The 20,055-nt window shown below is 43.5% G+C and carries 21 protein-coding genes and 2 other annotated features; of the genes, 17 read left to right on the forward strand and 4 right to left on the reverse strand.

From position 1 onward, the window contains the following. Nucleotides 1-52 precede the first annotated feature (52 nt). The 4 genes from pdhA to lpdA all read left to right on the forward strand — a co-directional run bounded on the left by pdhA (nt 53) and on the right by lpdA (nt 5,062). Nucleotides 53-1,168, forward strand: a complete 1,116-nt coding sequence (gene pdhA, locus V1500_RS09215) for a pyruvate dehydrogenase (acetyl-transferring) E1 component subunit alpha (protein ID WP_409305263.1) — start codon at nt 53-55, stop codon at nt 1,166-1,168. A 3-nt stretch (nt 1,169-1,171) separates the two neighbouring features. After that, complete coding sequence (locus V1500_RS09220) at nt 1,172-2,149, forward strand: alpha-ketoacid dehydrogenase subunit beta (protein ID WP_409305264.1); 978 nt, start codon at nt 1,172-1,174, stop codon at nt 2,147-2,149. A 160-nt stretch (nt 2,150-2,309) separates the two neighbouring features. Further along, nucleotides 2,310-3,650, forward strand: a complete 1,341-nt coding sequence (locus V1500_RS09225) for a dihydrolipoamide acetyltransferase family protein (RefSeq protein WP_409305265.1) — start codon at nt 2,310-2,312, stop codon at nt 3,648-3,650. A 5-nt stretch (nt 3,651-3,655) separates the two neighbouring features. Next, nucleotides 3,656-5,062 (forward strand): dihydrolipoyl dehydrogenase, encoded by a 1,407-nt coding sequence (lpdA, locus tag V1500_RS09230; protein WP_409305266.1) that lies wholly within the window; start codon nt 3,656-3,658, stop codon nt 5,060-5,062. Between the two features lie 62 nt (nt 5,063-5,124). Here the strand turns inward: lpdA and V1500_RS09235 are convergent, their stop codons facing one another. Beyond that, nucleotides 5,125-5,394 (reverse strand): hypothetical protein, encoded by a 270-nt coding sequence (locus V1500_RS09235; protein WP_409305267.1) that lies wholly within the window; start codon nt 5,392-5,394, stop codon nt 5,125-5,127. Between the two features lie 335 nt (nt 5,395-5,729). Between V1500_RS09235 and V1500_RS09240 the strand changes: the two genes are divergently transcribed. Continuing rightward, the gene (locus V1500_RS09240) at nt 5,730-5,972 is read left to right on the forward strand and encodes a hypothetical protein (protein WP_409305268.1); all 243 of its coding nucleotides are present in this window, start codon (nt 5,730-5,732) and stop codon (nt 5,970-5,972) included. A 113-nt stretch (nt 5,973-6,085) separates the two neighbouring features. Next, nucleotides 6,086-6,952, forward strand: coding sequence for a polysaccharide deacetylase family protein (locus V1500_RS09245; protein ID WP_409305269.1), 867 nt, complete (start codon nt 6,086-6,088; stop codon nt 6,950-6,952). A gap of 83 nt (nt 6,953-7,035) precedes the next feature. Here the strand turns inward: V1500_RS09245 and V1500_RS09250 are convergent, their stop codons facing one another. Beyond that, the gene (locus V1500_RS09250; RefSeq protein WP_409305270.1) at nt 7,036-7,470 is read right to left on the reverse strand and encodes a DUF1885 family protein; all 435 of its coding nucleotides are present in this window, start codon (nt 7,468-7,470) and stop codon (nt 7,036-7,038) included. Between the two features lie 151 nt (nt 7,471-7,621). Here V1500_RS09250 and V1500_RS09255 point away from each other — a divergent pair, with 151 nt between their 5' ends. Next, nucleotides 7,622-7,918 carry a DUF3055 domain-containing protein gene (locus V1500_RS09255; protein WP_409305271.1) on the forward strand — a complete coding sequence of 99 codons (297 nt, stop codon included), beginning with the start codon at nt 7,622-7,624 and terminating at the stop codon, nt 7,916-7,918. 320 nt (nt 7,919-8,238) lie between these two features. Further along, nucleotides 8,239-8,358 carry a GapA-binding peptide SR1P gene (locus tag V1500_RS09260; protein ID WP_409305272.1) on the forward strand — a complete coding sequence of 40 codons (120 nt, stop codon included), beginning with the start codon at nt 8,239-8,241 and terminating at the stop codon, nt 8,356-8,358. A gap of 568 nt (nt 8,359-8,926) precedes the next feature. Here the strand turns inward: V1500_RS09260 and V1500_RS09265 are convergent. Next, a complete protein-coding gene (locus tag V1500_RS09265) occupies nt 8,927-10,402 on the reverse strand; it encodes an aminotransferase class I/II-fold pyridoxal phosphate-dependent enzyme (RefSeq protein ID WP_409305273.1) in 1,476 nt (491 codons plus the stop codon). Between the two features lie 237 nt (nt 10,403-10,639). Between V1500_RS09265 and V1500_RS09270 the strand changes: the two genes are divergently transcribed. The 9 genes from V1500_RS09270 to trpA all read left to right on the forward strand — a co-directional run bounded on the left by V1500_RS09270 (nt 10,640) and on the right by trpA (nt 19,157). Further along, complete coding sequence (locus V1500_RS09270) at nt 10,640-11,599, forward strand: NAD(P)H-dependent flavin oxidoreductase (RefSeq protein WP_409305274.1); 960 nt, start codon at nt 10,640-10,642, stop codon at nt 11,597-11,599. A gap of 42 nt (nt 11,600-11,641) precedes the next feature. Continuing rightward, nucleotides 11,642-11,914 (forward strand): UPF0223 family protein, encoded by a 273-nt coding sequence (locus V1500_RS09275; RefSeq protein ID WP_409305955.1) that lies wholly within the window; start codon nt 11,642-11,644, stop codon nt 11,912-11,914. Nucleotides 11,915-11,986: 72 nt separating this feature from the next. Beyond that, nucleotides 11,987-12,223, forward strand: a binding site (T-box leader). Nucleotides 12,224-12,336: 113 nt separating this feature from the next. Continuing rightward, nucleotides 12,337-12,587 (forward strand) — a binding site (T-box leader). A gap of 146 nt (nt 12,588-12,733) precedes the next feature. After that, nucleotides 12,734-14,143 carry an anthranilate synthase component I gene (gene trpE, locus V1500_RS09280; protein WP_409305956.1) on the forward strand — a complete coding sequence of 470 codons (1,410 nt, stop codon included), beginning with the start codon at nt 12,734-12,736 and terminating at the stop codon, nt 14,141-14,143. Further along, complete coding sequence (locus V1500_RS09285) at nt 14,124-14,735, forward strand: anthranilate synthase component II (protein ID WP_409305275.1); 612 nt, start codon at nt 14,124-14,126, stop codon at nt 14,733-14,735. Before trpE ends, V1500_RS09285 begins: the two co-directional genes overlap by 20 nt. Further along, the gene (gene trpD / locus V1500_RS09290) at nt 14,707-15,729 is read left to right on the forward strand and encodes an anthranilate phosphoribosyltransferase (RefSeq protein ID WP_409305276.1); all 1,023 of its coding nucleotides are present in this window, start codon (nt 14,707-14,709) and stop codon (nt 15,727-15,729) included. The genes V1500_RS09285 and trpD overlap by 29 nt, the downstream gene beginning before the upstream one ends. A 2-nt stretch (nt 15,730-15,731) precedes the next feature. Then, entirely contained in the window at nt 15,732-16,508 is a 777-nt protein-coding gene (gene trpC, locus V1500_RS09295; RefSeq protein ID WP_409305277.1) for an indole-3-glycerol phosphate synthase TrpC, read from the forward strand. Nucleotides 16,509-16,542: 34 nt separating this feature from the next. Further along, a complete protein-coding gene (locus V1500_RS09300; protein ID WP_409305278.1) occupies nt 16,543-17,151 on the forward strand; it encodes a phosphoribosylanthranilate isomerase in 609 nt (202 codons plus the stop codon). A gap of 18 nt (nt 17,152-17,169) precedes the next feature. After that, the gene (gene trpB, locus V1500_RS09305) at nt 17,170-18,372 is read left to right on the forward strand and encodes a tryptophan synthase subunit beta (RefSeq protein WP_409305279.1); all 1,203 of its coding nucleotides are present in this window, start codon (nt 17,170-17,172) and stop codon (nt 18,370-18,372) included. Next, complete coding sequence (trpA, locus tag V1500_RS09310; protein ID WP_409305280.1) at nt 18,369-19,157, forward strand: tryptophan synthase subunit alpha; 789 nt, start codon at nt 18,369-18,371, stop codon at nt 19,155-19,157. Before trpB ends, trpA begins: the two co-directional genes overlap by 4 nt. Before the next feature lie 172 nt (nt 19,158-19,329). Here the strand turns inward: trpA and V1500_RS09315 are convergent, their stop codons facing one another. Next, a complete protein-coding gene (locus V1500_RS09315; protein WP_409305281.1) occupies nt 19,330-19,950 on the reverse strand; it encodes a DUF1054 domain-containing protein in 621 nt (206 codons plus the stop codon). Between the last annotated feature and the right edge of the window lie 105 nt (nt 19,951-20,055).

Raw genomic sequence — 20,055 nt, forward strand, 5'->3', positions numbered from 1 at the left:
AAATGCTTTACAAATATAAAACCTTTTTAAATGAAAGGATGAGGTGGCACAGATGGCTTCTAAATCTCAAAAAGCTCAATTTGATGTCAAGACACAGTTTGAGGCTATTGGACAACAATTTCAAACGCTTCAAATCTTAAATGAAGAAGGCCAGGTAGTGAATGAAGCAGCAATGCCTGAATTATCTGATGAACAGCTTCAAGAATTGATGAGACGCATGGTGTATACACGTATTCTTGACCAGCGTTCCATTTCACTGAATAGACAGGGGCGCCTTGGTTTCTATGCACCGACTGCAGGGCAGGAAGCTTCCCAGCTTGCTTCACAATTTGCTCTTGAAAAAGAAGACTTCATTCTTCCTGGATATCGTGATGTACCGCAAATAATTTGGCATGGCCTTCCTTTGTACCAGGCATTCCTTTTCTCTCGCGGACATGTAAAAGGCAACCAGATTCCAGAAGGCGTAAATGTGATTTCTCCGCAAATCATCATTGGCGCTCAATATACCCAGGCTGCGGGAGTAGCTCTAGGCATGAAGAAGAGAGGCAAGAAATCTGTTGCTATTACATATACAGGCGACGGCGGTGCTTCTCAGGGTGATTTCTATGAAGGCATCAACTTTGCGGGCGCATTCAAAGCACCGGCGATTTTTATGGTTCAAAACAACCGATTTGCTATCTCTACTCCGGTTGAAAAGCAATCGGCTGCTCAAACAATCGCTCAGAAAGCGGTTGCAGCTGGTATCCCTGGTATCCAGGTTGATGGTATGGATCCATTGGCAGTTTATGCTGCGGTTCGCCAGGCTCGTGAACGCGCTGTGAACGGAGAAGGCCCAACCCTGATTGAGACAATGACGTATCGTTATGGCCCGCATACAATGGCTGGTGATGATCCGACACGCTATCGTACAAGCGAACTTGATAATGAGTGGGAACTTAAGGATCCATTGGTTCGTTTCCGTAAATATCTTGAAGGCAAAGGCCTCTGGAATGAAGATATGGAAAATGAAACAATCGAAAAAGCAAAAGAAGATATTAAAGAAGCAATCAAGATGGCTGATGAAACTCCAAAGCAGAAGGTAACAGACCTGATGGAAATTATGTACGAAGACATGCCAGCCAATCTTAGAGAGCAGTATGAAATTTATAAAGAGAAGGAGTCGAAGTAAGCTATGGCTCAAATGACTATGATACAAGCAATTACTGATGCGCTGAGAACAGAGCTTCGCAACAATGAGGATGTTCTTGTATTCGGTGAAGACGTCGGTGTGAACGGCGGGGTTTTCCGTGCGACGGAAGGTCTGCAAAAAGAATTCGGCGAAGATCGTGTATTTGATACGCCGCTTGCTGAATCTGGTATCGGCGGTATGGCAGTTGGTTTGGCACTTCAAGGCTTCCGTCCGGTTCCGGAAATCCAGTTCTTTGGATTCGTATTCGAAGTAATGGATGCGATTGTTGCTCAAATGGCACGTACTCGCTACCGTTCAGGAGGACGCTATAGCCAGCCGATCACAGTACGTTCACCTTTTGGCGGAGGAGTTCATACACCAGAGCTTCACTCAGATGCCTTAGAGGGCTTGATGACACAGTCTCCTGGCTTGAAAGTGGTTGTGCCATCCACTCCTTATGATGCTAAAGGCTTGTTGATCTCAGCGATCCGTGATAACGATCCTGTTATCTTCCTTGAACACTTAAAACTGTATCGTGCTTTCAGAGAGGAAGTTCCGGAAGAGGAATATACAATTGAAATCGGTAAAGCAGACGTCAAGCGCGAGGGTAGTGACCTTTCTATCATCACTTATGGAGCAATGGTTCATGAGTCACTGAAAGCTGCTGAAGAGCTGGAGAAGGAAGGCTTCTCTGTAGAAGTAATTGACCTTCGTACGATCCAGCCTTTAGATATCGAAGCTATCATCTCTTCCGTTGAGAAAACGGGACGTGCAATTGTTGTACAGGAAGCCCAAAAACAAGCTGGGGTTGGTGCACAGGTTGTAGCAGAAATCAACGAACGTGCAATCCTTAGCCTGGAAGCCCCAGTACTGCGTGTAGCAGCTCCTGATACAATCTATCCGTTCTCTCAAGCAGAAGGGATTTGGCTGCCAAACTATAAGGATGTAATCGAAACTGCGAAAAAAGTATTGAACTTCTAAGAAGGAATGGTCTGGGACAAGCAGTGCTTGCTCCCGGGCATCTGCGCTATTAGTGCTGTCCAGCTTCTACTTATTGGACATCTGCGCTTTCTTTAACAACATGAAATAAGACTTTTTTCTACAAAGTATTGTATGATTTAATAATAGGAGGTTGAATTCAGTGGCATTCCAATTTAGACTCCCTGATATAGGAGAAGGTATCCGCGAGGGTGAGATAGTAAAGTGGTTCATTAAACCGGGAGATAAAGTACAGGAAGATGATGTGCTTTGTGAAGTTCAAAACGATAAGGCCGTTGTCGAAATTCCTTCACCGGTTGAAGGAACTGTTGAAGAAATCCTTGTTGAGGAAGGAACAGTTGCTGTTGTCGGTGATGTTCTGGTAACTTTTGACGCACCGGGTTATGAAAACCTTCAATTTAAAGGTGAACATGAAGAAGCACCTAAAACTGAAGCTCAGGTACAGGCAACTGCTGAAGCCGGCCAGGAAGTAAATAAAGCTGAAACGGCTGAGCCAGCATCTGCTGGAGCAACAGGTGCAGGCGCTCAGGCCCAAGCAGATGTAGATCCAAACCGACGCATTATTGCGATGCCATCTGTGCGTAAATATGCACGTGAAAAAGGTGTGGATATTCGCCTTGTTGCCGGCTCTGGAGATAATGGCCGAGTAATGAAAGACGATATTGATTCATTCCTATCTGGCGGAGCTGCAGCACAGCCAGCTGAACAAGCTGCACCGCAAGCTGCCGAGCCTGCTGCACAGGAGGCAGTGAAGGCACCTGCTGCCATCCCTGCTGGCCAATACCCTGAAACCCGTGAGAAAATGAGCGGAATCAGAAAAGCAATTGCAAAGGCAATGGTCAATTCCAAACATACTGCTCCACACGTTACATTAATGGATGAAATTGATGTGACGAAATTGGTGGCTCACCGCAAGAAGTTTAAAGATATTGCTGCACAAAAAGGAATCAAGCTTACTTTCCTTCCTTATGTGGTGAAGGCTTTGACAAGTGCATTGCGTGAATTCCCTGCACTTAATACTTCTATTGATGATGCAACCAGCGAGATTATCCATAAGCATTATTACAATATTGGTATTGCTGCCGATACAGAAAAAGGCCTTCTTGTACCTGTAGTTAAGGATGCTGACCGCAAATCAACTTTTGCTATCTCAAACGAAATCAACGAACTTGCTGGAAAAGCGCGTGAAGGAAAATTAGCTCCTGACGAAATGAAGGGTGCTTCTTGTACCATCACAAATATCGGTTCCGCAGGAGGTCAATGGTTTACACCTGTCATCAACCATCCTGAAGTTGCCATCCTTGGAATCGGCCGTATTGCTGAAAAACCTATCGTACGTGACGGGGAAATAGTTGCCGCACCAGTTTTGGCACTATCACTAAGCTTTGATCACCGTATTATCGATGGCGCAACAGCACAAAATGCATTAAATCACATCAAGAGATTGCTTAACGATCCAGAACTATTGTTAATGGAGGCGTAATTAAAATGGTAGTAGGAGATTTCCCAATTGAAACAGATACTATAGTCATCGGTGCAGGCCCTGGCGGATATGTTGCTGCAATCCGTGCTGCACAATTAGGTCAAAAAGTGACAATCGTAGAAAAAGGAACTGTTGGAGGCGTCTGCTTAAACGTTGGATGTATTCCTTCTAAAGCACTGATTTCTGCAGGTCACCGTTTCCATGAGGCTCAGCATTCAGAAGATATGGGGATTACAGCTGAAAATGTTAAACTTGACTTCTCCAAGGTACAAGCTTTCAAAGATTCAGTAGTAAAGAAGCTTACTGGCGGAGTTGAAGGCCTTTTAAAAGGCAATAAAGTCAACATCGTAAGCGGTGAAGCATATTTCGTGGATGCAAACACGCTTCGTGTAATGTCTGAAACTTCTGCACAGACTTATACATTCAAGAACGCTATTATTGCTACTGGTTCAACTCCAATCGAGTTGCCTGCATTTAAATACACTAAGCGAGTGATCAATTCTACTGGTGCCCTTGCCCTTGAAGAAGTTCCTGCATCCATGGTCGTAATCGGAGGCGGATATATTGGCACAGAGCTTGGCGGAGCTTATGCAAACTTTGGGACTAAGGTTACCATTCTTGAAGGCGCTGATACGATTCTTGCCGGTTTTGAAAAGCAAATGTCAACTTTGGTTAACCGCAACCTTAAGAAGAAGGATGTAGAAATCGTAACCAAAGCCTTGGCTAAGGGTGTTGAAGAAACAGAAAACGGCGTTGTAGTGACATATGAAGCAAATGGACAGGAACAAAAAGTCGAAGCTGATTATGTATTGGTTACAGTTGGCCGCCGTCCAAATACAGTTGAACTGGGCCTTGAGCAGGTTGGAGTAAAAATGACGGACAGAGGCGTAATTGAAATCGATAAGCAGTGCCGTACAAGTGTAAGCAATATTTACGCAATCGGTGACATTGTTGCTGGGCCTCCATTGGCGCACAAAGCATCATATGAAGGAAAGATTGCTGCCGAAGCGATTGCTGGACATTCGTCTGAGATTGATTACCTGGGAATTCCAGCCGTTGTATTCTCGGAGCCTGAGCTTGCATCAGTAGGATACTCCGAGCAGCAGGCGAAGGAAGAAGGAATTGAGGTCAAAGCCGCCAAATTCCCGTTTGCTGCAAACGGGCGTGCACTCTCTCTGAATGCTGCCGAAGGCTTCATGAAACTTATTACACGTAAAGAAGACGGCCTTGTAATCGGTGCACAAATCGCCGGTCCTGGAGCTTCAGACATGATTGCTGAACTTGGATTGGCGATCGAAGCAGGCATGACTGCTGAAGATATCGCAATGACAATCCATGCTCACCCAACTTTAGGTGAAATCACTATGGAAGCAGCTGAAGTTGCGCTAGGCAACCCGATCCATATCCTTTAATAAAAGATGGCAGGCAGCCTAGGCTGCCTGCACCGTTCTAACTTTTCACAAGAAAAAGCACACTACCTGCTGGTAAGTGTGCTTTTTTGGTTTATTTCAATGGCGTCAGAAACAGCTTTTGTAATCGCCTGTCTTGTCTCCTTATCGCCAGATATTGTCCTGGTGATTTCTCCTTCTTTGGAAATGACGACTATGGCCGGAAAAGAACTTACCTTCAAGGCTTCCATTTCTAACTTATTCTTTTCGGTATCCATTAGCTGCAGTTTATCAATTTCGACGGGATACGCCTTTTTCAAATCAAGCAGGGCTTCATAATATTCATCTTCCGACATATAATTAGATTCATTAGAAAAAAAGAGAATCTGGCCTTTATGTTTCCGTAGGGTCTCTTGACTATTAGACATGCCATAACTGCACGAGGAAAGGGACATTAAGCAAAAAAATAAGATAGCAATACCAAGAAGTTCAACTCGCCTCATAAGCAGCTCCTTTTTTAATGAATTTAAACACATTCTATCATGAAAAACCCATTTTTCTGGGTTTGTCATGCATTTGAAAAATAAATGCAAAGGAATTGGAGATTAATAAATTTTTTAAAACAAAATGAAATATATTTGAAAAGAGAGAGTAAGGAGTTGTACTTATTTTAAAAAGGGGTTAAGGAGCTGTGAAAAGTTATATTGTGTTTCTTTTTCAATTAATGGTTTGGAGCGGTTATACAGTAGCTGAATGGCTGTCCAGACACGACAGGCTGATCTTTAAAATCCTGATGTTTTGCATTTTCACTTATCTGGCTGTATACATAGGCAAAGCAGTCCTTAAATCTGTTAGAAGGACTTTTTTTATTACCGTCGTAAGCCTGACAAGCTACGGCGTCATTCAGCTTATTTTACAGAGTCTGATCTATTGATTAGCAACACATATTAATATATTTTTTGTATAATAGTGGTAGATAAAAGGACCGGCCATCTATAACGGCACGCCAGTATAGACTTTTAAATTTGTAAACTCGGAGGGCCAAAATTGAAGAACACAGGACCATTAATTATACTCATATTTCTTATCTTGCTCAGCGCCTGCTCGCAAAGATCGGCTAAAGATGAGGAAGAGCCGATCCAAAAGAAAGAAACGGCTTTTGGAACTGCTCACAAAGAATCAGACCATCCTGATACCTCAGCTGTTGAAAAACAGCAGGAACAGAAACAGCAGGAAGAGAAACAGCAGGTTCCTGCAGAGAACGCTGTCAAGCCATCAAAGGCCCAATATCGACTGAACCCAGCCAATTGGTCCTTCAAGCCTATAGGAAATGCCAACCCAAAAGTTGCCTTGCTGACATTTGACGACGCTCCGGACAAGTATGCTCTGGATATAGCGAAATCATTGAAGTCTCTTGGGGTACAGGCCATATTTTTTGTGAATGGCCATTTCATTGCCACCGAGCAAGGGAAGGCAAAATTAAAGCAAATCCATGACATGGGTTTCTGGATTGGAAACCATACATATGACCATGTATCGTTAAAGGATTTGCCGGGAAAGCAGCAGTATAGTGAAATTGTAAAGTTAAACGATGAAATCCAAGCAATAATTGGTCAAAGGCCTAAATTTTTTCGGGCTCCTTTCGGCTTGAACACAGATTATACCCGGAAAGTAGCAGCTGATGAAAAAATGCTGTTGATGAACTGGACATACGGATATGATTGGGAAAAGGATTTCCAGGAAAAAGGAGCGCTTACCAAAATCATGCTGGAAACTCCTTATTTGGTGAACGGTGCCAATCTGTTATTGCATGATCGTTCTTGGACGTCGGAGGCGATTGCGGGCATTGTGAAAGGGCTGAAGGAGAAAGGGTATGATATCCTCGATCCTGCCCTCATCGAAGTTCCAAAATGATTGTAAGTAGGACGCATGAAAAATTGGGCTGACCATATTGCAGGGTCAGCCGCTTTTATATCTTTTCAATTGCAGGTTACATATTATTTTCTTGGATAATAATACATGACTCTATTATTGAACAGCTGAAGCTCGCCTTTTAGCTTCTTCGCAAGGAATTTACAAAACTCATTCGCTTTCCCTTTGTCTCCAAAGGTGGAGGATTCAGGCAATGTAACCTGGATATAAGTCTGGATCCGTTCATTTTCAGAATCATGTGCAATTATTTCCTGGTCGACGCCTACGAGAATAAGATTGTATCTATCGGCGGTTGAGTGAAGATACATCCATTTTCCACCTGAATCCGCAGTTTCTTTTATTTCGTATGGAAAGGCGCTGTTTTCATAATTCCAATCTACCTGCCTGCCAGTTTTACCGGTAATCTCTTTGTAATAGTTAAATAGCTCTTTTACTTCGTCAAGAGTAATTGTTTCCTTTTCCGAACCCGGAACGAGTTTAATATAGGCATCTTCGGACATGAGCTGATTCCCCCTTGAAAACATCCTTGTATGTATCCATTTTTTATCTTAGCACCGCCAGGAAGTTATTGACAATAGCTTAGGCTATCACTTGAATTAGAGTTTGGTTGTAAATTATAATAATAGTCAGACAATTCAAGGGAGGTATGGAATGGAACTATTCGAAAAATTGTATGATGAGAACGAGACAGTCAAGGTGAGATTTGTGGGGTTTACCTCCGGAGAAATCAGATTTGATTATTGTATTGTCTATACGAATATGTTCTTTGGCAAGCCGCTGGTCATATGCATGCAAACCGGCCGCTCCACCGTACTTGAATTAAGGGATATACAACATTACGAATACCTGCAGAATATATTTAAAATAGAATATCATCATGCGATAGAGCTGGCGGAATTTCTTAAAGAAACATTGCCGGAAGTCCCGTTCATGGCCGAATATGAGTAGAATGGGAGCATAATCCTAAGGGAAATAAGCCAACTATTTTCCGCGACTGAGTTATCCCGAATTTCAATCCCCGTATAATTGCTGATCACGCCAGAACCGGCAGGTAAACCTGCCGGTTCTTTTTTACATTAATCAGCATCGGCAGAGAAAAATAAATCATACTATTTATTATTAATGAAAAAAAACTCTGGATTATTAATTTAATGTGACATACAAATTAGGCTTGAAAAATTAATTGTGTTATATTATTATAGATTTATAAATTAAAGCGTTTTCATTTTGGTTTCTGACTATACAAAATTAGGAAGGGGTTTTGTAAAATGGGAACAATTATTTGCCAGAACTGCAACAGCATCATCGAACACTTTGAGGATGAAAAAGTAACCAAGCTATATTCCAAATGCGGCTGTCATGAAGAAACTGAACGTAATAATAATTAAGCGAGTCCACTGTATATATATCAAAGAAGGCACCTGTTTTTTGACAGGTGCCTTTGTTGTTAACATTGGGATGAACGTTGTTTAATGCCGGAAACAACATGTAAATTTGCTTTGTCAGACACAAGATTTTGTAAGCAGGTAAGCCTCTTATCCATTTTAAATAATAATGAGCCATGTACCAATGAAGATAAGGTTAGTATTCCTGTCACAGCTTAAGGTAAAAAACAACTCTCGAATGTTTTTTAAGTCCACCGACGGTTCCGCTTCTATATCAAATAAACAAAACTTCCTGATAAAATGTAAATTCCCTTAAACATTTTTATTTACTTTCTCCTGTTTATGATCGATATACGAGGTTTAATGCTCGAACTTTTAGACTGATGTTCGATGAGGAATTTACGCTCAAATCTCGTGATTTATGCCCGGACACACAAATTTTTAAAATCGGCGGTCCGAACCGCCAGCCATAAACTCATATAGCTTAATGCCAAATTGGCCGAACATAAATAAAAAAGCCACAGAAACAGCCCCCAGGTGATGATACCAAGGGGCTTTATTCATATAATTATTATTTAATTGCTCGATGTTCTTTAATAACGCGCAAATTCTTTAATTCCGCGTCTTCTGGTCCTTGTACAGGAAGGCCGACTTCCATATTCTTTTTAATATATTCGATGTTATCTTTAGTAATGATTTCCCCCGGGATAAAGATTGGAATTCCAGGTGGGTAAACCATGACAAATTCAGCAATGATTCGGCCGACGGATTCTTCAAATGGAACAACCTCTGTTTCTGAATAAAAAGCATCCCGCGGCGTGAGTGCGAGTACTGGAATGTCAGGGAGCAGAACATCTGTGTGTGTTGTTTTCCCTTCGTTTTGCTTCTTATGTTCAGCGGACAATTCCTTTAATGCCTTGATTAATATGTCTGCTTCTTTTTTTGTATCACCAGGAGTGACGATACAAAGAATATTGTAAAGATCAGATAGTTCTACTTCAATATTATGCTTTTCACGAAGCCATTTTTCCACATCATAGCCGGTGATTCCAAGCTCTTTGACAGAGATGATCAGCTTTGTCGGATCGTAATCATATGTGGCCATTGTGCCCAGTATTTCTTTGCCTACGCAGAGGAGACTGTCTATTTCGTTAATTTCGTCACGGATATAGTTTGCAAGCTTGATTGACATCTCAGCCAATTCATGACCCTGGGTAGCCAGCCGTTTCCGTGCTACATCAAGGGAAGCAAGAAGGAGGTAAGATGTCGATGTGGTTGTCAGCATGCTCAGGATTGATTGAACCCTGTTCGCCGAAACAAGGCCTTCACGGACATTTAATATGGAGCTTTGTGTCATTGAACCGCCAAGCTTATGTACGCTGGTAGCAGACATGTCGGCTCCGGCCTGCATGGCTGAAAGCGGCAAGTCTTCATGAAAATGAATATGAACCCCGTGCGCTTCGTCCACCAGAACAGGTATGTTATAAGAATGGGAGATGTCTACGATCTTCTTCAGGTCAGCTGAAATCCCAAAATAAGTCGGGTTGATTACCAATAAACCCTTTGCATCAGGATGCTGTTCTAAAGCGTGCTCTACAGATATCGTTGTAATGCCGTGTGAAATCCCAAGATTCTTATCAATTTCAGGATGGATGAAAATAGGAACAGCACCTGAGAATACGATGGCAGACATAACAGACTTGTGCACGTTGCGGGGGACGATGATTTTATCTCCAGGTCCGCAAACGGCCATTACCATAGTCATGATTGCTCCGCTGGTTCCCTGGACAGAAAAGTATGTATGGTCAGCGCCAAAAGCTTCTGCAGCCAGGTCCTGTGCTTGTTTGATGATCCCCTTTGGAGCGTGAAGGTCATCCAGGGGAGAAATATTGATCAAATCAATGGATAATGCATTTTCACCTATAAAGTCACGAAATTCCGGATCGATGCCATTCCCTTTTTTATGGCCGGGAATATGGAATTGGACTGGATCTTTTTTCGCATGGGCCACTAAAGCCGAGAATAAGGGTGTATCATGTTGTGACAATAGTTCTTAACACCTCTTTGACAATAATTTTTAGAATGGCTTTCTAAAACGTAAGCCTTATAAAACAAACATATGAAATTATAGCATCTCTGTTAGGTTTTGCATAGAAGAAGCAAATATGAATTTTTTTGAATAATTTTATACCGTAGTTTCGTAGTCATGAGGAAAATTCCTAGTCTTCCCTTGACATATTTTATACACTAATAAATAGTAAACGTTTTTTTAGGAGGAAGAATAGTGAACTGGAAAACGAGGATCACTGAGCTCTTGGATATCCGTTACCCGATCATTCAGGGCGGGCTTGCCCACCTTGCCTATTCCGAACTGGCTGCAGCAGTGTCAAATGCCGGCGGGCTTGGACAGGTAACGGCGATGTCAATGAACTCACCGGAGGAATTGAGGCTTGAAATCCGCAAGACAAAAGAGATGACGGACAATCCATTCGGGGTCAATTTTGCGATTGGCCAGCATGGGAGGCCTTATGAGCACTTTTTGGAGGCAGCTGTTGACGAGGGAGTAAAGGTTTTCACGGTAACTGGAGGCAACCCTGCTCCGTTTTTTGAATTATTAAAAGGGACCGATACGAAAAAACTGGTTCTGGTTGCCGCCAAAAGGCAGGCCGTAAAAGCGGAGGAGCTTGGAGCCGATGCTGTAATGGTCGTTGGCCAGGAAGGCGGCGGACATCTTGGCCGCGATGATATAGGTACGGCGGTACTTGTCCCACAGGTTGTTGATTCGGTTTCCATTCCTGTTGTAGCTTCCGGCGGCTTTGGAGATGGCCGCGGTTTAATGGCTGCACTGGCACTTGGTGCAGAAGGCATTGAAATGGGAACTCGCTTCATTGCGACAAGGGAATGTGTCCATGCCCACGAAATATATAAAAAGGCACTTGTCGAGGGCAACGAAAATGATACAGTTGTAATCAAGCGTTCATTGGGTGCACCCGGGCGGGCCATTTCAAACAACTGGACCCAAAGAATCCTTGAAATGGAAAAAGAACAGCAAGGGTATGAGGTTCTTAAGGATTACATAAGCGGGAAGGCGAACATGCGTTACATATATGATGGGGAAAAAGATGTGGGATTTGCCTGGGCAGGCCAGGTTATGGGCTTGATTCACGATGTGCCATCCGTTAAGGAACTTTTTGCGAGAATGATAAAGGAAGCTGAAACTATCCGGCAAAAGTGGGCAAAGTAAAGAAATAGAAACTGTAAAATATGCGAGGAGCGGGTGATGCAGATGGACTACCAATATCCTATGGATCTGGATTGGAAAACAGAAGAAGTGATCGATGCCATCAAATTTTATGAGGCCATCGAGAAAGCATACGAAGATAAAATACTAAAAGAAGATTTGTTGACTGCTTACCGCCGTTTCAAAGAAATTGTACCTGGCAAGGCTGACGAAAAAAGATACGATGAAGAATTTGAGGAAGTGAGCGGTTATTCCTCCTATCGCGCAGTTAAGAAAGCAAAGGAAACGGACGACGGTTCCTGGGTCTCTATGAAGTAATTATAGAATTTTTTAAAAAGTACTTGATTTTTGCTATTCAACGCTTTATGATATTAAATAACAAATCGCAGAACAAAAGCTTTGACGAAGAATAGTAGCTAAATGGATGCATTATAGAGAGCCGGTGGCTGGTGTAAACCGGTATGGATTATTTAGTGAATGGGCTTCCGAGCTCCAAACCGAACCCCTCGTGGAAAGTAGGCTTTGGCGAATTAGTCTCATCGTTACAAGAGGCAGGCATTGATCTGATGCCATAAAGTGAGCTGTAATGGCTAATAAAGGTGGTACCACGGGTTCCTCGTCCTTTTTGGATGGGGGCCCTTTTTGTATATTTTAGCACTGATGGAAGATGCAGCTGGGAGACAATGGTGAATTGCATGATTGTTTCAAAGATATGCTGTTTAGCACCATACAACAAAATGAAAAAATCGCAGATCAAGAGTAGTAGCCTTATGAGTGTCGCTTCAGAGAGCCGGGATGGTGGGAGCCGGTGTGAGATCATTTGGTGAATGGACTTGAGAGAGATTTCCTGAACTGTTAAGTAGGGAAATACGGAATCCTCCGTTAACGGGATAGGGTACGAAACGAATCGTTTCTTGTATCTGAAAAGAGGGAAAGCCATGTGAGGCTTTCCAATCGAGGTGGCACCGCGGTATATTACATCGTCCTCTATGAACACAATTGTTGTGTTCATAGGGGACTTTTTTATTTTCGATTGCTGTCTGTAATACAGGCTTAAACATCATCCTGCACTGCTGTATCTAACAATTTAGCTACTAAAAGAGCCTTACCTGACAAAAGGAGCGAACGATTTTGGAAATGACAAATTCGAAACACAATAATTTTACTTATAGAATGGCCACGGTCCAAGGCGATACCCACACTCCTGTATCACTGTTCAAAAAGTTAAAAGGAAAGAAAAAGTTTTTGCTGGAGAGCTCAAAAAAGCATGCTGCTAATGGACGTTATTCATATTTGGGGGTAAACCCATCTTCTGAAATAAAGTCCTTTGGAACCAAGATTCTTTATAAAGATTTAAAAACAGGTGAGATTGCCGTCCATGCCGGCAGGATTATTGACTTTTTGAAACGGGAAATCCAAGGGCCGCAAATTGAGAGCATTCCTTTTCCGTTTTATGGAGGAGCGATAGGTTTCTTCAGCTATGATGTGATTCGTCAGTATGAAGAAATAGGTGAAGTTCCCAAGGACGAGATTGCGATGCCTGATTCCCATTTCATGGTTTGCAGCGAACTTTTCGTTTTTGACCATATTTCCCAAACCATCCATTTGATAGCTTTAGGGGATGAAACGGCGGAAATATTGGAGGGTAAGCTTTCGTCAATGAAGCAAATGCTTAATGAGGAATCTACAGGGACGGTTGATGAGGCTCCAGTGCTTGACTTCCAGCCCACTGTGAGCAAACAGGAATTTATGCAAAGAGTTGAAACCATAAAAGAATCCATAATAAAGGGAGATATTTTCCAGGCTGTCCTGTCACAAAGGTTCATATCGGATATCGAAGGTGACCCATTCGAGATATACCGGAAACTGAGGATAGCCAATCCATCACCTTATATGTATTACCTGGATTTTGAAGATTATCAGGTGGTAGGCTCTTCTCCTGAGAGCATGGTCAGAGGCGTTGGCAGGGACGTGTACCTAAATCCGATTGCTGGTACAATGCCCCGGGGGAAAACCGATGAAGAAGACGCAATATTCGAACAAACATTATTGGCAGATGAGAAAGAGCGGGCTGAGCATATGATGCTTGTTGACCTGGGGAGAAACGATCTCGGAAGGGTCAGTAAGATTGGGTCGATTCGAATTACCTCCTCCATGATTGTGGAACGATATCAATTCGTCATGCATCTCGTTTCAGAAATTGCAGGTACGTTAAGGGATGATTTAAGCCCATTGGATGCCCTGGCTGTCTCGCTGCCAGCGGGGACCGTGTCGGGAGCGCCAAAAATCGAATCGATGAAGCTGATCAATCGGCTTGAACAAAAGAAGAGAGGCTTATATTCCGGAGCTGTTGGTTATGTAGGATTCAATGGGAACCTGGATATGGCGCTTGCCATCCGCACAATGATCGTCAAGGATGATAAGGCCTATATCCAGGCTGGCGCGGGCATTGTATATGACTCCAAGCCCGAGAAAGAATACCAGGAAACGCTTAATAAGGCTAAATCATTGATGGGGGCGCTGAAGAATGATTTTGTTAATCGATAATTATGATTCATTTACGTATAATCTGTACCAATATATAGGTGAAATTGATGAGGATATTGTGGTCAGGAGAAATGATGAAATCACTCTGGAGGAAATCGCCGAAATGAAGCCGGAAATGATTATTTTATCCCCCGGTCCGGGCCGTCCTGAAAATGCGGGTGTGTGCATTCCAGTAATAAATAAATTCTTTGATAAGATTCCGCTGCTCGGGGTGTGCCTTGGACATCAGGCAATTGGTGCCGCGTTCGGCGCCAATATAACGGCAGCAAGCAAAATCTGCCATGGAAAAACTTCAGATATGGTCCATAACGGCGAAGCGCTGTTTGCAAATTTACCAAGCCAGGTGGAAGTCATGAGATACCATTCCCTTGTTATAGAAAGGGAAGCGGCCATTGAAGACCTGGACATTCTGGCAAGAGATTTATACGACGGCGAAATTATGGCTGTGAAGCATTCGAGATACCCTGTGTATGGAGTACAATTCCATCCTGAATCAATCGGTACTGCTGACGGCAGGGAAATGATCAAGAATTTTATAGAAATCGCAAGGGGGAAACAAAACAATGAAACAATTTCTGCAAAAGTTGTCTGAGCGAACAGCATTAACGGAAGAAGAAATGAATTCAGCAGCACGTTCGCTTTTATCGGCTGATATTACCGACAGTGAAATAGCAGCATTTCTGGTTGCCCTTAAATCCAAAGGAGAAACAGCATCGGATATAGTAAGCCTGGTCCAGGTACTGCGTGAGAATGCTGTTCCGATTGCGACAGAATCACAGAATATCATGGATAACTGCGGAACAGGAGGGGACGGCTCCCAAAGTTTTAATATCAGTACTACATCGGCGTTTGTTATCGCTGGAGCCGGTGTAAAGATTGCCAAGCATGGCAACCGCAGCGTTTCAAGTAAAACAGGCAGTTCTGATGTCCTTGAGAAGCTTGGTGTCTCATTGAATACAGACCCTGGCCTGGTCAATGAAATGTTGATGGAGAACGGAATTGCTTTTTTATTCGCTCCATATGTACACCCTAAAATTGCGAAAATCATGAAGGTAAGGAAAGACCTTAAAATTTCGACCATCTTTAATCTTATTGGACCATTGACCAATCCTGTGAATCTCAGCAGCCAGCTTCTGGGCATTTACCGAAATGACATGCTGGAGATGTTTGCAGACGTCCTTCATCGTCTGGGGCGCAAGCGGGCAGTTGTCATTAACGGGGCAGGCTCCATGGATGAAGCAAGCCTTCAGGGAGAAAACAACATCGTACTAATGGAAAATGGAGTGATTACGCCAATAACCCTTCATCCGGAAGAGGTAAATCTTCCTTTGTACCCGAATGAAGCCATCAGGGGTGGAGATTCACACGAAAACGCAGAAATCCTGCTGAATGTTTTAAAGGGCAGGCCTGGAGCGCACAGAGATACCGTCCTTTTAAACGCAGGTCTTGGCATATTTGCAAACGGGAAAGCATCCACCATTAAAGAAGGAGTGGAGCTTGCAAAGGAAAGCATCGACAGCGGCGAAGCCTTAAATAAACTGCAGAAACTCATTCGTTACAATCAGAAAAAAAGCGAGGTCGTCTAAAATTGGAAGATATTTTAAAGAAAATCATCACTGTCAAGGAAGCTGAGGTCGCTGAACTGAAGGCCGCAGCATATAGCTACGAAGAACCGGCAATAAAAGCAACACGTACCATGTACGAGGCAATCAAGAATGCAGAAGCTATCGGCATCATCGCTGAGATCAAGAGAGCTTCCCCGTCAAAAGGGGATATATTCACAGACGTTAATCCCACCGAACAGGCGAAAACTTATGAAAGATTTGGAGCTTCCGCCATATCTGTCCTGACGGATGAGACATTTTTCAAAGGAACGATCGAGGATTTACAAAAGGTTAGGGGGGCTGTACAGGTACCTCTTTTATGCAAGGACTTTATCATCGATGAAATCCAAATAAAAAGGGCCATGGCCGCCGGTGCCAATGTCATATTATTGATTGCTGCCGCTCTTGATCAGGAAAGATTAGCAGAATTATATAGTTTTACAAAAGGACTTGGCCTTGAGTCCATTATTGAGGTCCATGATGAATATGAACTGGAACGTGCCATCAAATTGAATCCGCAGCTAATCGGCGTTAACAACCGCAATCTTAAAAACTTTACAGTAGACCTGGCTGTTACAGAACGGCTTGCAAAAGCATTGGGTTCTTCTTCCGAGGCGCTGTTAATCAGCGAGAGCGGAATAAAAACCCGGGAAGATATTTTACGGGTAAAAGCCGCGGGGGCTTCTGCCGTGCTGGTAGGGGAGAGCTTGATGGCCGGCGGGAACCCGGAAGCCAAGCTCAAGGAATTCCAGCTCTTATAAACTAGTGAGGGATGCAATAGAAAAGGAGAAAGTGATGATCGTAAAAATTTGTGGAATTACGACAAGCGAGGCGGCTCAGGCTGCTGTATCCGCCGGGGCGGATATCATCGGGTTCGTTTTTGCAGAAAGCAAACGAAGAATCGACCCTGAAAAGGCCGCATCGATTAAATCTGCCATTGGCGGGAAAGTAAAAGTCGCAGGAGTCTTTGTGAATGAGGAGCCTGCCGAAATAAACAGGATTCACGGAATAGTTGGACTGGACTATATACAGCTTCATGGTGAGGAAACACAAGAATACATGGATCAAATGCCATCCCCGGTTATTAAGGCATTTGGTGTTGACTCGAAAGAGAGGCTTTTGGAGGCAGCCGCTTTTTCACCCGACTATTATTTATTCGACAGCCCTAAGGGAAAGTATCGCGGAGGCAATGGACTTTCGTTTGACCTTAGCCTTATGGACGGCTCCGCGATCCCAAATAATAGAGTCATCCTCGCTGGGGGACTGACACCTGAAAATGTAAGAGAGGCCATTGAAAGGGTTAATCCAGCGGGTGTGGATGTATCAAGCGGAGTGGAGACCGATGGCAAGAAGGATATTGCTAAAATACATGCTTTCATCAAGAATGCCAAACAAACGTATTAATAAAGGAGATATTTACAAATGACAACTTATACACAGCCAGACCATACTGGCCATTTTGGAATGTATGGCGGCAGATATGTACCAGAAACCCTTATGACTGCAGTTCTTGAACTGGGGCAGGAATACGAAAAAGCCAAGAAGGATGAGGAGTTTCAGAAAAAACTAAACTATTACTTTACACAATATATTGGACGGGAAAATCCGCTGTACTTTGCGGAAAATCTTACGGCTCACGCCGGCGGTGCAAAAATCTATCTGAAGAGGGAGGATTTGAACCATACAGGTGCCCATAAAATCAATAATACGATTGGCCAGGCTCTGCTTGCACTAAGGATGGGCAAGCGCAAGGTAGTTGCTGAAACCGGGGCAGGACAGCACGGAGTAGCGACAGCCACAGTATGCGCCCTTCTCAATATGGAATGCGTAATCTTCATGGGGAAGGAAGACATAGAAAGGCAAAAGCTTAATGTGTTCAGGATGGAACTGCTCGGGGCAAAGGTCGTATCAGTTGACCAGGGAAGCGGAACACTTAAGGATGCCGTCAATGAAGCGTTAAGGTATTGGGTGGCAAATGTAGATGATACACATTATATTATGGGCTCAGTCCTCGGGCCTCATCCTTTCCCGCAGATTGTCCGAGATTTCCAGAGTGTGATAGGCAAGGAGACGAAGGAACAGATCCTGAAGGCGGAAGGGAAGCTTCCTGAAGCGATTGTTGCTTGCATTGGCGGTGGCAGCAATGCAATGGGCATGTTCTATCCTTTTATTGAGGATTCATCAGTAAAGCTTGTCGGTGTAGAGGCAGCCGGAAAGGGTCTCCATACTGATAAGCATGCGGCGACCATGGCAAAAGGAGGCAAAGGAGTCCTGCATGGTTCATTGATGTACCTGCTGCAGGATGAAGACGGCCAAATCCAGGAAGCTCACTCCATTTCGGCAGGTCTCGACTATCCGGGTGTCGGGCCGGAACACAGCTACCTGAAGGATCTGGAACGTGTAGAATACACTTCGGTCACAGATGAAGAAGCAGTCGAAGCATTTATACTTCTTTCCCGCAAGGAAGGGATCATTCCTGCCCTTGAAAGCTCTCATGCCATTGCCCACGCTGTCAAGCTTGCAGGTCAGATGAGTGCCGATGAGATTCTTGTAATCTGTTTGTCAGGCAGGGGAGATAAGGACGTAAACACGATTCGCAGCTACATGGGAGGGAAACCGGAATGACTCAAAAACGATTGGAAGACGCACTGAAAAACACCCTGGACAGAGGAGAAAAAGCGTTCATCCCATATATCATGGCAGGGGATGGAGGACTTGAACGATTGAAACAAGATCTTTTGTTCTTCCAGGAAGCAGGAGCTACTGCCATTGAACTGGGTATACCGTTTTCCGACCCTGTCGCTGATGGCCCTGTAATACAGCGTGCAGGAGAGAGAGCTTTGAAAAATGGCACCACCCTTAGAAAAATCATCCGTGAATTGGTGGAAATCCGTGATATAGTAACACTTCCAGTCATATTGATGACATATTTAAATCCGGTATTTACGTACGGAGTAGACCAATTTGCAAAAGATTGCGGTGAAGCTGGAGTTTCGGGCTGTATTATACCTGACCTGCCTTTAGAGGAATCAGGCCTTGTGTCCGGTGCATTACAATCAGCAGATGTTGCGCTCATCCAGCTTGTTTCGTTAACAAGTCCACAGGAAAGGATCAAGCAAATCGCTGACAGTGCAGAAGGGTTTCTATATGCCGTTACAATAAAGGGAATTACTGGTGCAAGGAAAACTTTTGAACAAGAAACTGGACAGTTCTTGCAAGCAGTGAAACTAATCAGCAATGTCCCTGTATTGGCTGGATTCGGCATATCAGCTCCTGAACATGTAGCAGAAGCAGGGCAGCATTGTGATGGGGTGGTTGTGGGGAGCAAGATCGTGGAACACCTTCAGCACGGAGATTATGAAAGCATAAAAACATTGATCAAGGCTTCGAAGGAACCGCTAAGTATTTAAATAAGCCTCTGTATGTAACCCTGTTTTTTTAACCATGAAATTTGACTAAAGCAGAAGCAGAAATCCCGGCTCATTGGACTATAACCTTGCCGGGATTTTTTGTTAAACATTGTGTTTATTTGTAGAATGGTCAGCTGGAATCGGGCTTCTGCCTAATTTTAAGCGCAGGTGTTTACCTCATCTTGTATAGGGGTATTAATTTGTCAAACGCATCCTGGATCACTTGTAGAAAAGCGTCGTCAGAAAGCTTAAGGACATCCTCCCGGGAAACTTGAATTCCGCATAGAATTTCAGCCTTCTTGACAGTTTGCAGCCTCTGGAACATGTTTGTCAGGTCCTGGACAGCCACTTGCTTATGCTGGATTACTTCAGGCTTTGTATGGTCCACTGACCACACGTAATTCTCAGGTATCATATTATATATATCATTCACATTGCTCTCGAGCGTTTTGCCGAAATTTGATTTTTCTTGTGCTTCATAAATCACGGCAAACCAGACAAACATATGTGATTGCCAGAGTCCGATCTGGAAATGCGGAACCATTTTATACCCTCTGCTATTGGCGGCGAATGCCACCCAGGTATCGTTCGGCGGATTGATTGTTCTTCGGGCATGTTTTGCCACATGGGGAAACAGGGTTTCACCAGTCTTGGCAGACAGCTCGTTTGAAAAGAAATCACCAAGTGATTGCAATTTGGGCTGGATGCGCTCTTTTAAAGCCTCCATACGGGCATCAAGTCCGTCGATCTTGAAAACATTAAAATCTTCGGCAGTAAACTTTGTTGGATTCATATGTTGTCCTCCTGAAAAAATTCATGAATATAGTGTAGCACAGGGGACGATAAAACAGAAAAAATTTGCTATATATACAATCTTCCGCAAGATCTTTCACGCAGC

The sequence above is a fragment of the Peribacillus sedimenti genome (assembly GCF_046237635.1).
Taxonomy (GTDB): Bacteria; Bacillota; Bacilli; order Bacillales; family DSM-1321; genus Peribacillus; species Peribacillus sedimenti.

What these genes read in the sequence shown, in the direction of transcription:
- V1500_RS09300 (WP_409305278.1), top strand. Translation starts at nt 16,543, where the DNA reads ATGATCGTAAAAATTTGTGGAATTACGACAAGCGAGGCGGCTCAGGCT.
- pdhA (WP_409305263.1), top strand. Translation starts at nt 53, where the DNA reads ATGGCTTCTAAATCTCAAAAAGCTCAATTTGATGTCAAGACACAGTTT.
- V1500_RS09255 (WP_409305271.1), top strand. Translation starts at nt 7,622, where the DNA reads ATGGAACTATTCGAAAAATTGTATGATGAGAACGAGACAGTCAAGGTG.
- V1500_RS09260 (WP_409305272.1), top strand. Translation starts at nt 8,239, where the DNA reads ATGGGAACAATTATTTGCCAGAACTGCAACAGCATCATCGAACACTTT.
- V1500_RS09315 (WP_409305281.1), bottom strand. Translation starts at nt 19,950, where the DNA reads ATGAATCCAACAAAGTTTACTGCCGAAGATTTTAATGTTTTCAAGATC.
- V1500_RS09250 (WP_409305270.1), bottom strand. Translation starts at nt 7,470, where the DNA reads ATGTCCGAAGATGCCTATATTAAACTCGTTCCGGGTTCGGAAAAGGAA.
- V1500_RS09285 (WP_409305275.1), top strand. Translation starts at nt 14,124, where the DNA reads ATGATTTTGTTAATCGATAATTATGATTCATTTACGTATAATCTGTAC.
- trpD (WP_409305276.1), top strand. Translation starts at nt 14,707, where the DNA reads ATGAAACAATTTCTGCAAAAGTTGTCTGAGCGAACAGCATTAACGGAA.
- trpA (WP_409305280.1), top strand. Translation starts at nt 18,369, where the DNA reads ATGACTCAAAAACGATTGGAAGACGCACTGAAAAACACCCTGGACAGA.
- V1500_RS09275 (WP_409305955.1), top strand. Translation starts at nt 11,642, where the DNA reads ATGGACTACCAATATCCTATGGATCTGGATTGGAAAACAGAAGAAGTG.
- V1500_RS09220 (WP_409305264.1), top strand. Translation starts at nt 1,172, where the DNA reads ATGGCTCAAATGACTATGATACAAGCAATTACTGATGCGCTGAGAACA.
- lpdA (WP_409305266.1), top strand. Translation starts at nt 3,656, where the DNA reads ATGGTAGTAGGAGATTTCCCAATTGAAACAGATACTATAGTCATCGGT.
- V1500_RS09235 (WP_409305267.1), bottom strand. Translation starts at nt 5,394, where the DNA reads ATGTCGGAAGATGAATATTATGAAGCCCTGCTTGATTTGAAAAAGGCG.
- trpE (WP_409305956.1), top strand. Translation starts at nt 12,734, where the DNA reads ATGACAAATTCGAAACACAATAATTTTACTTATAGAATGGCCACGGTC.
- trpB (WP_409305279.1), top strand. Translation starts at nt 17,170, where the DNA reads ATGACAACTTATACACAGCCAGACCATACTGGCCATTTTGGAATGTAT.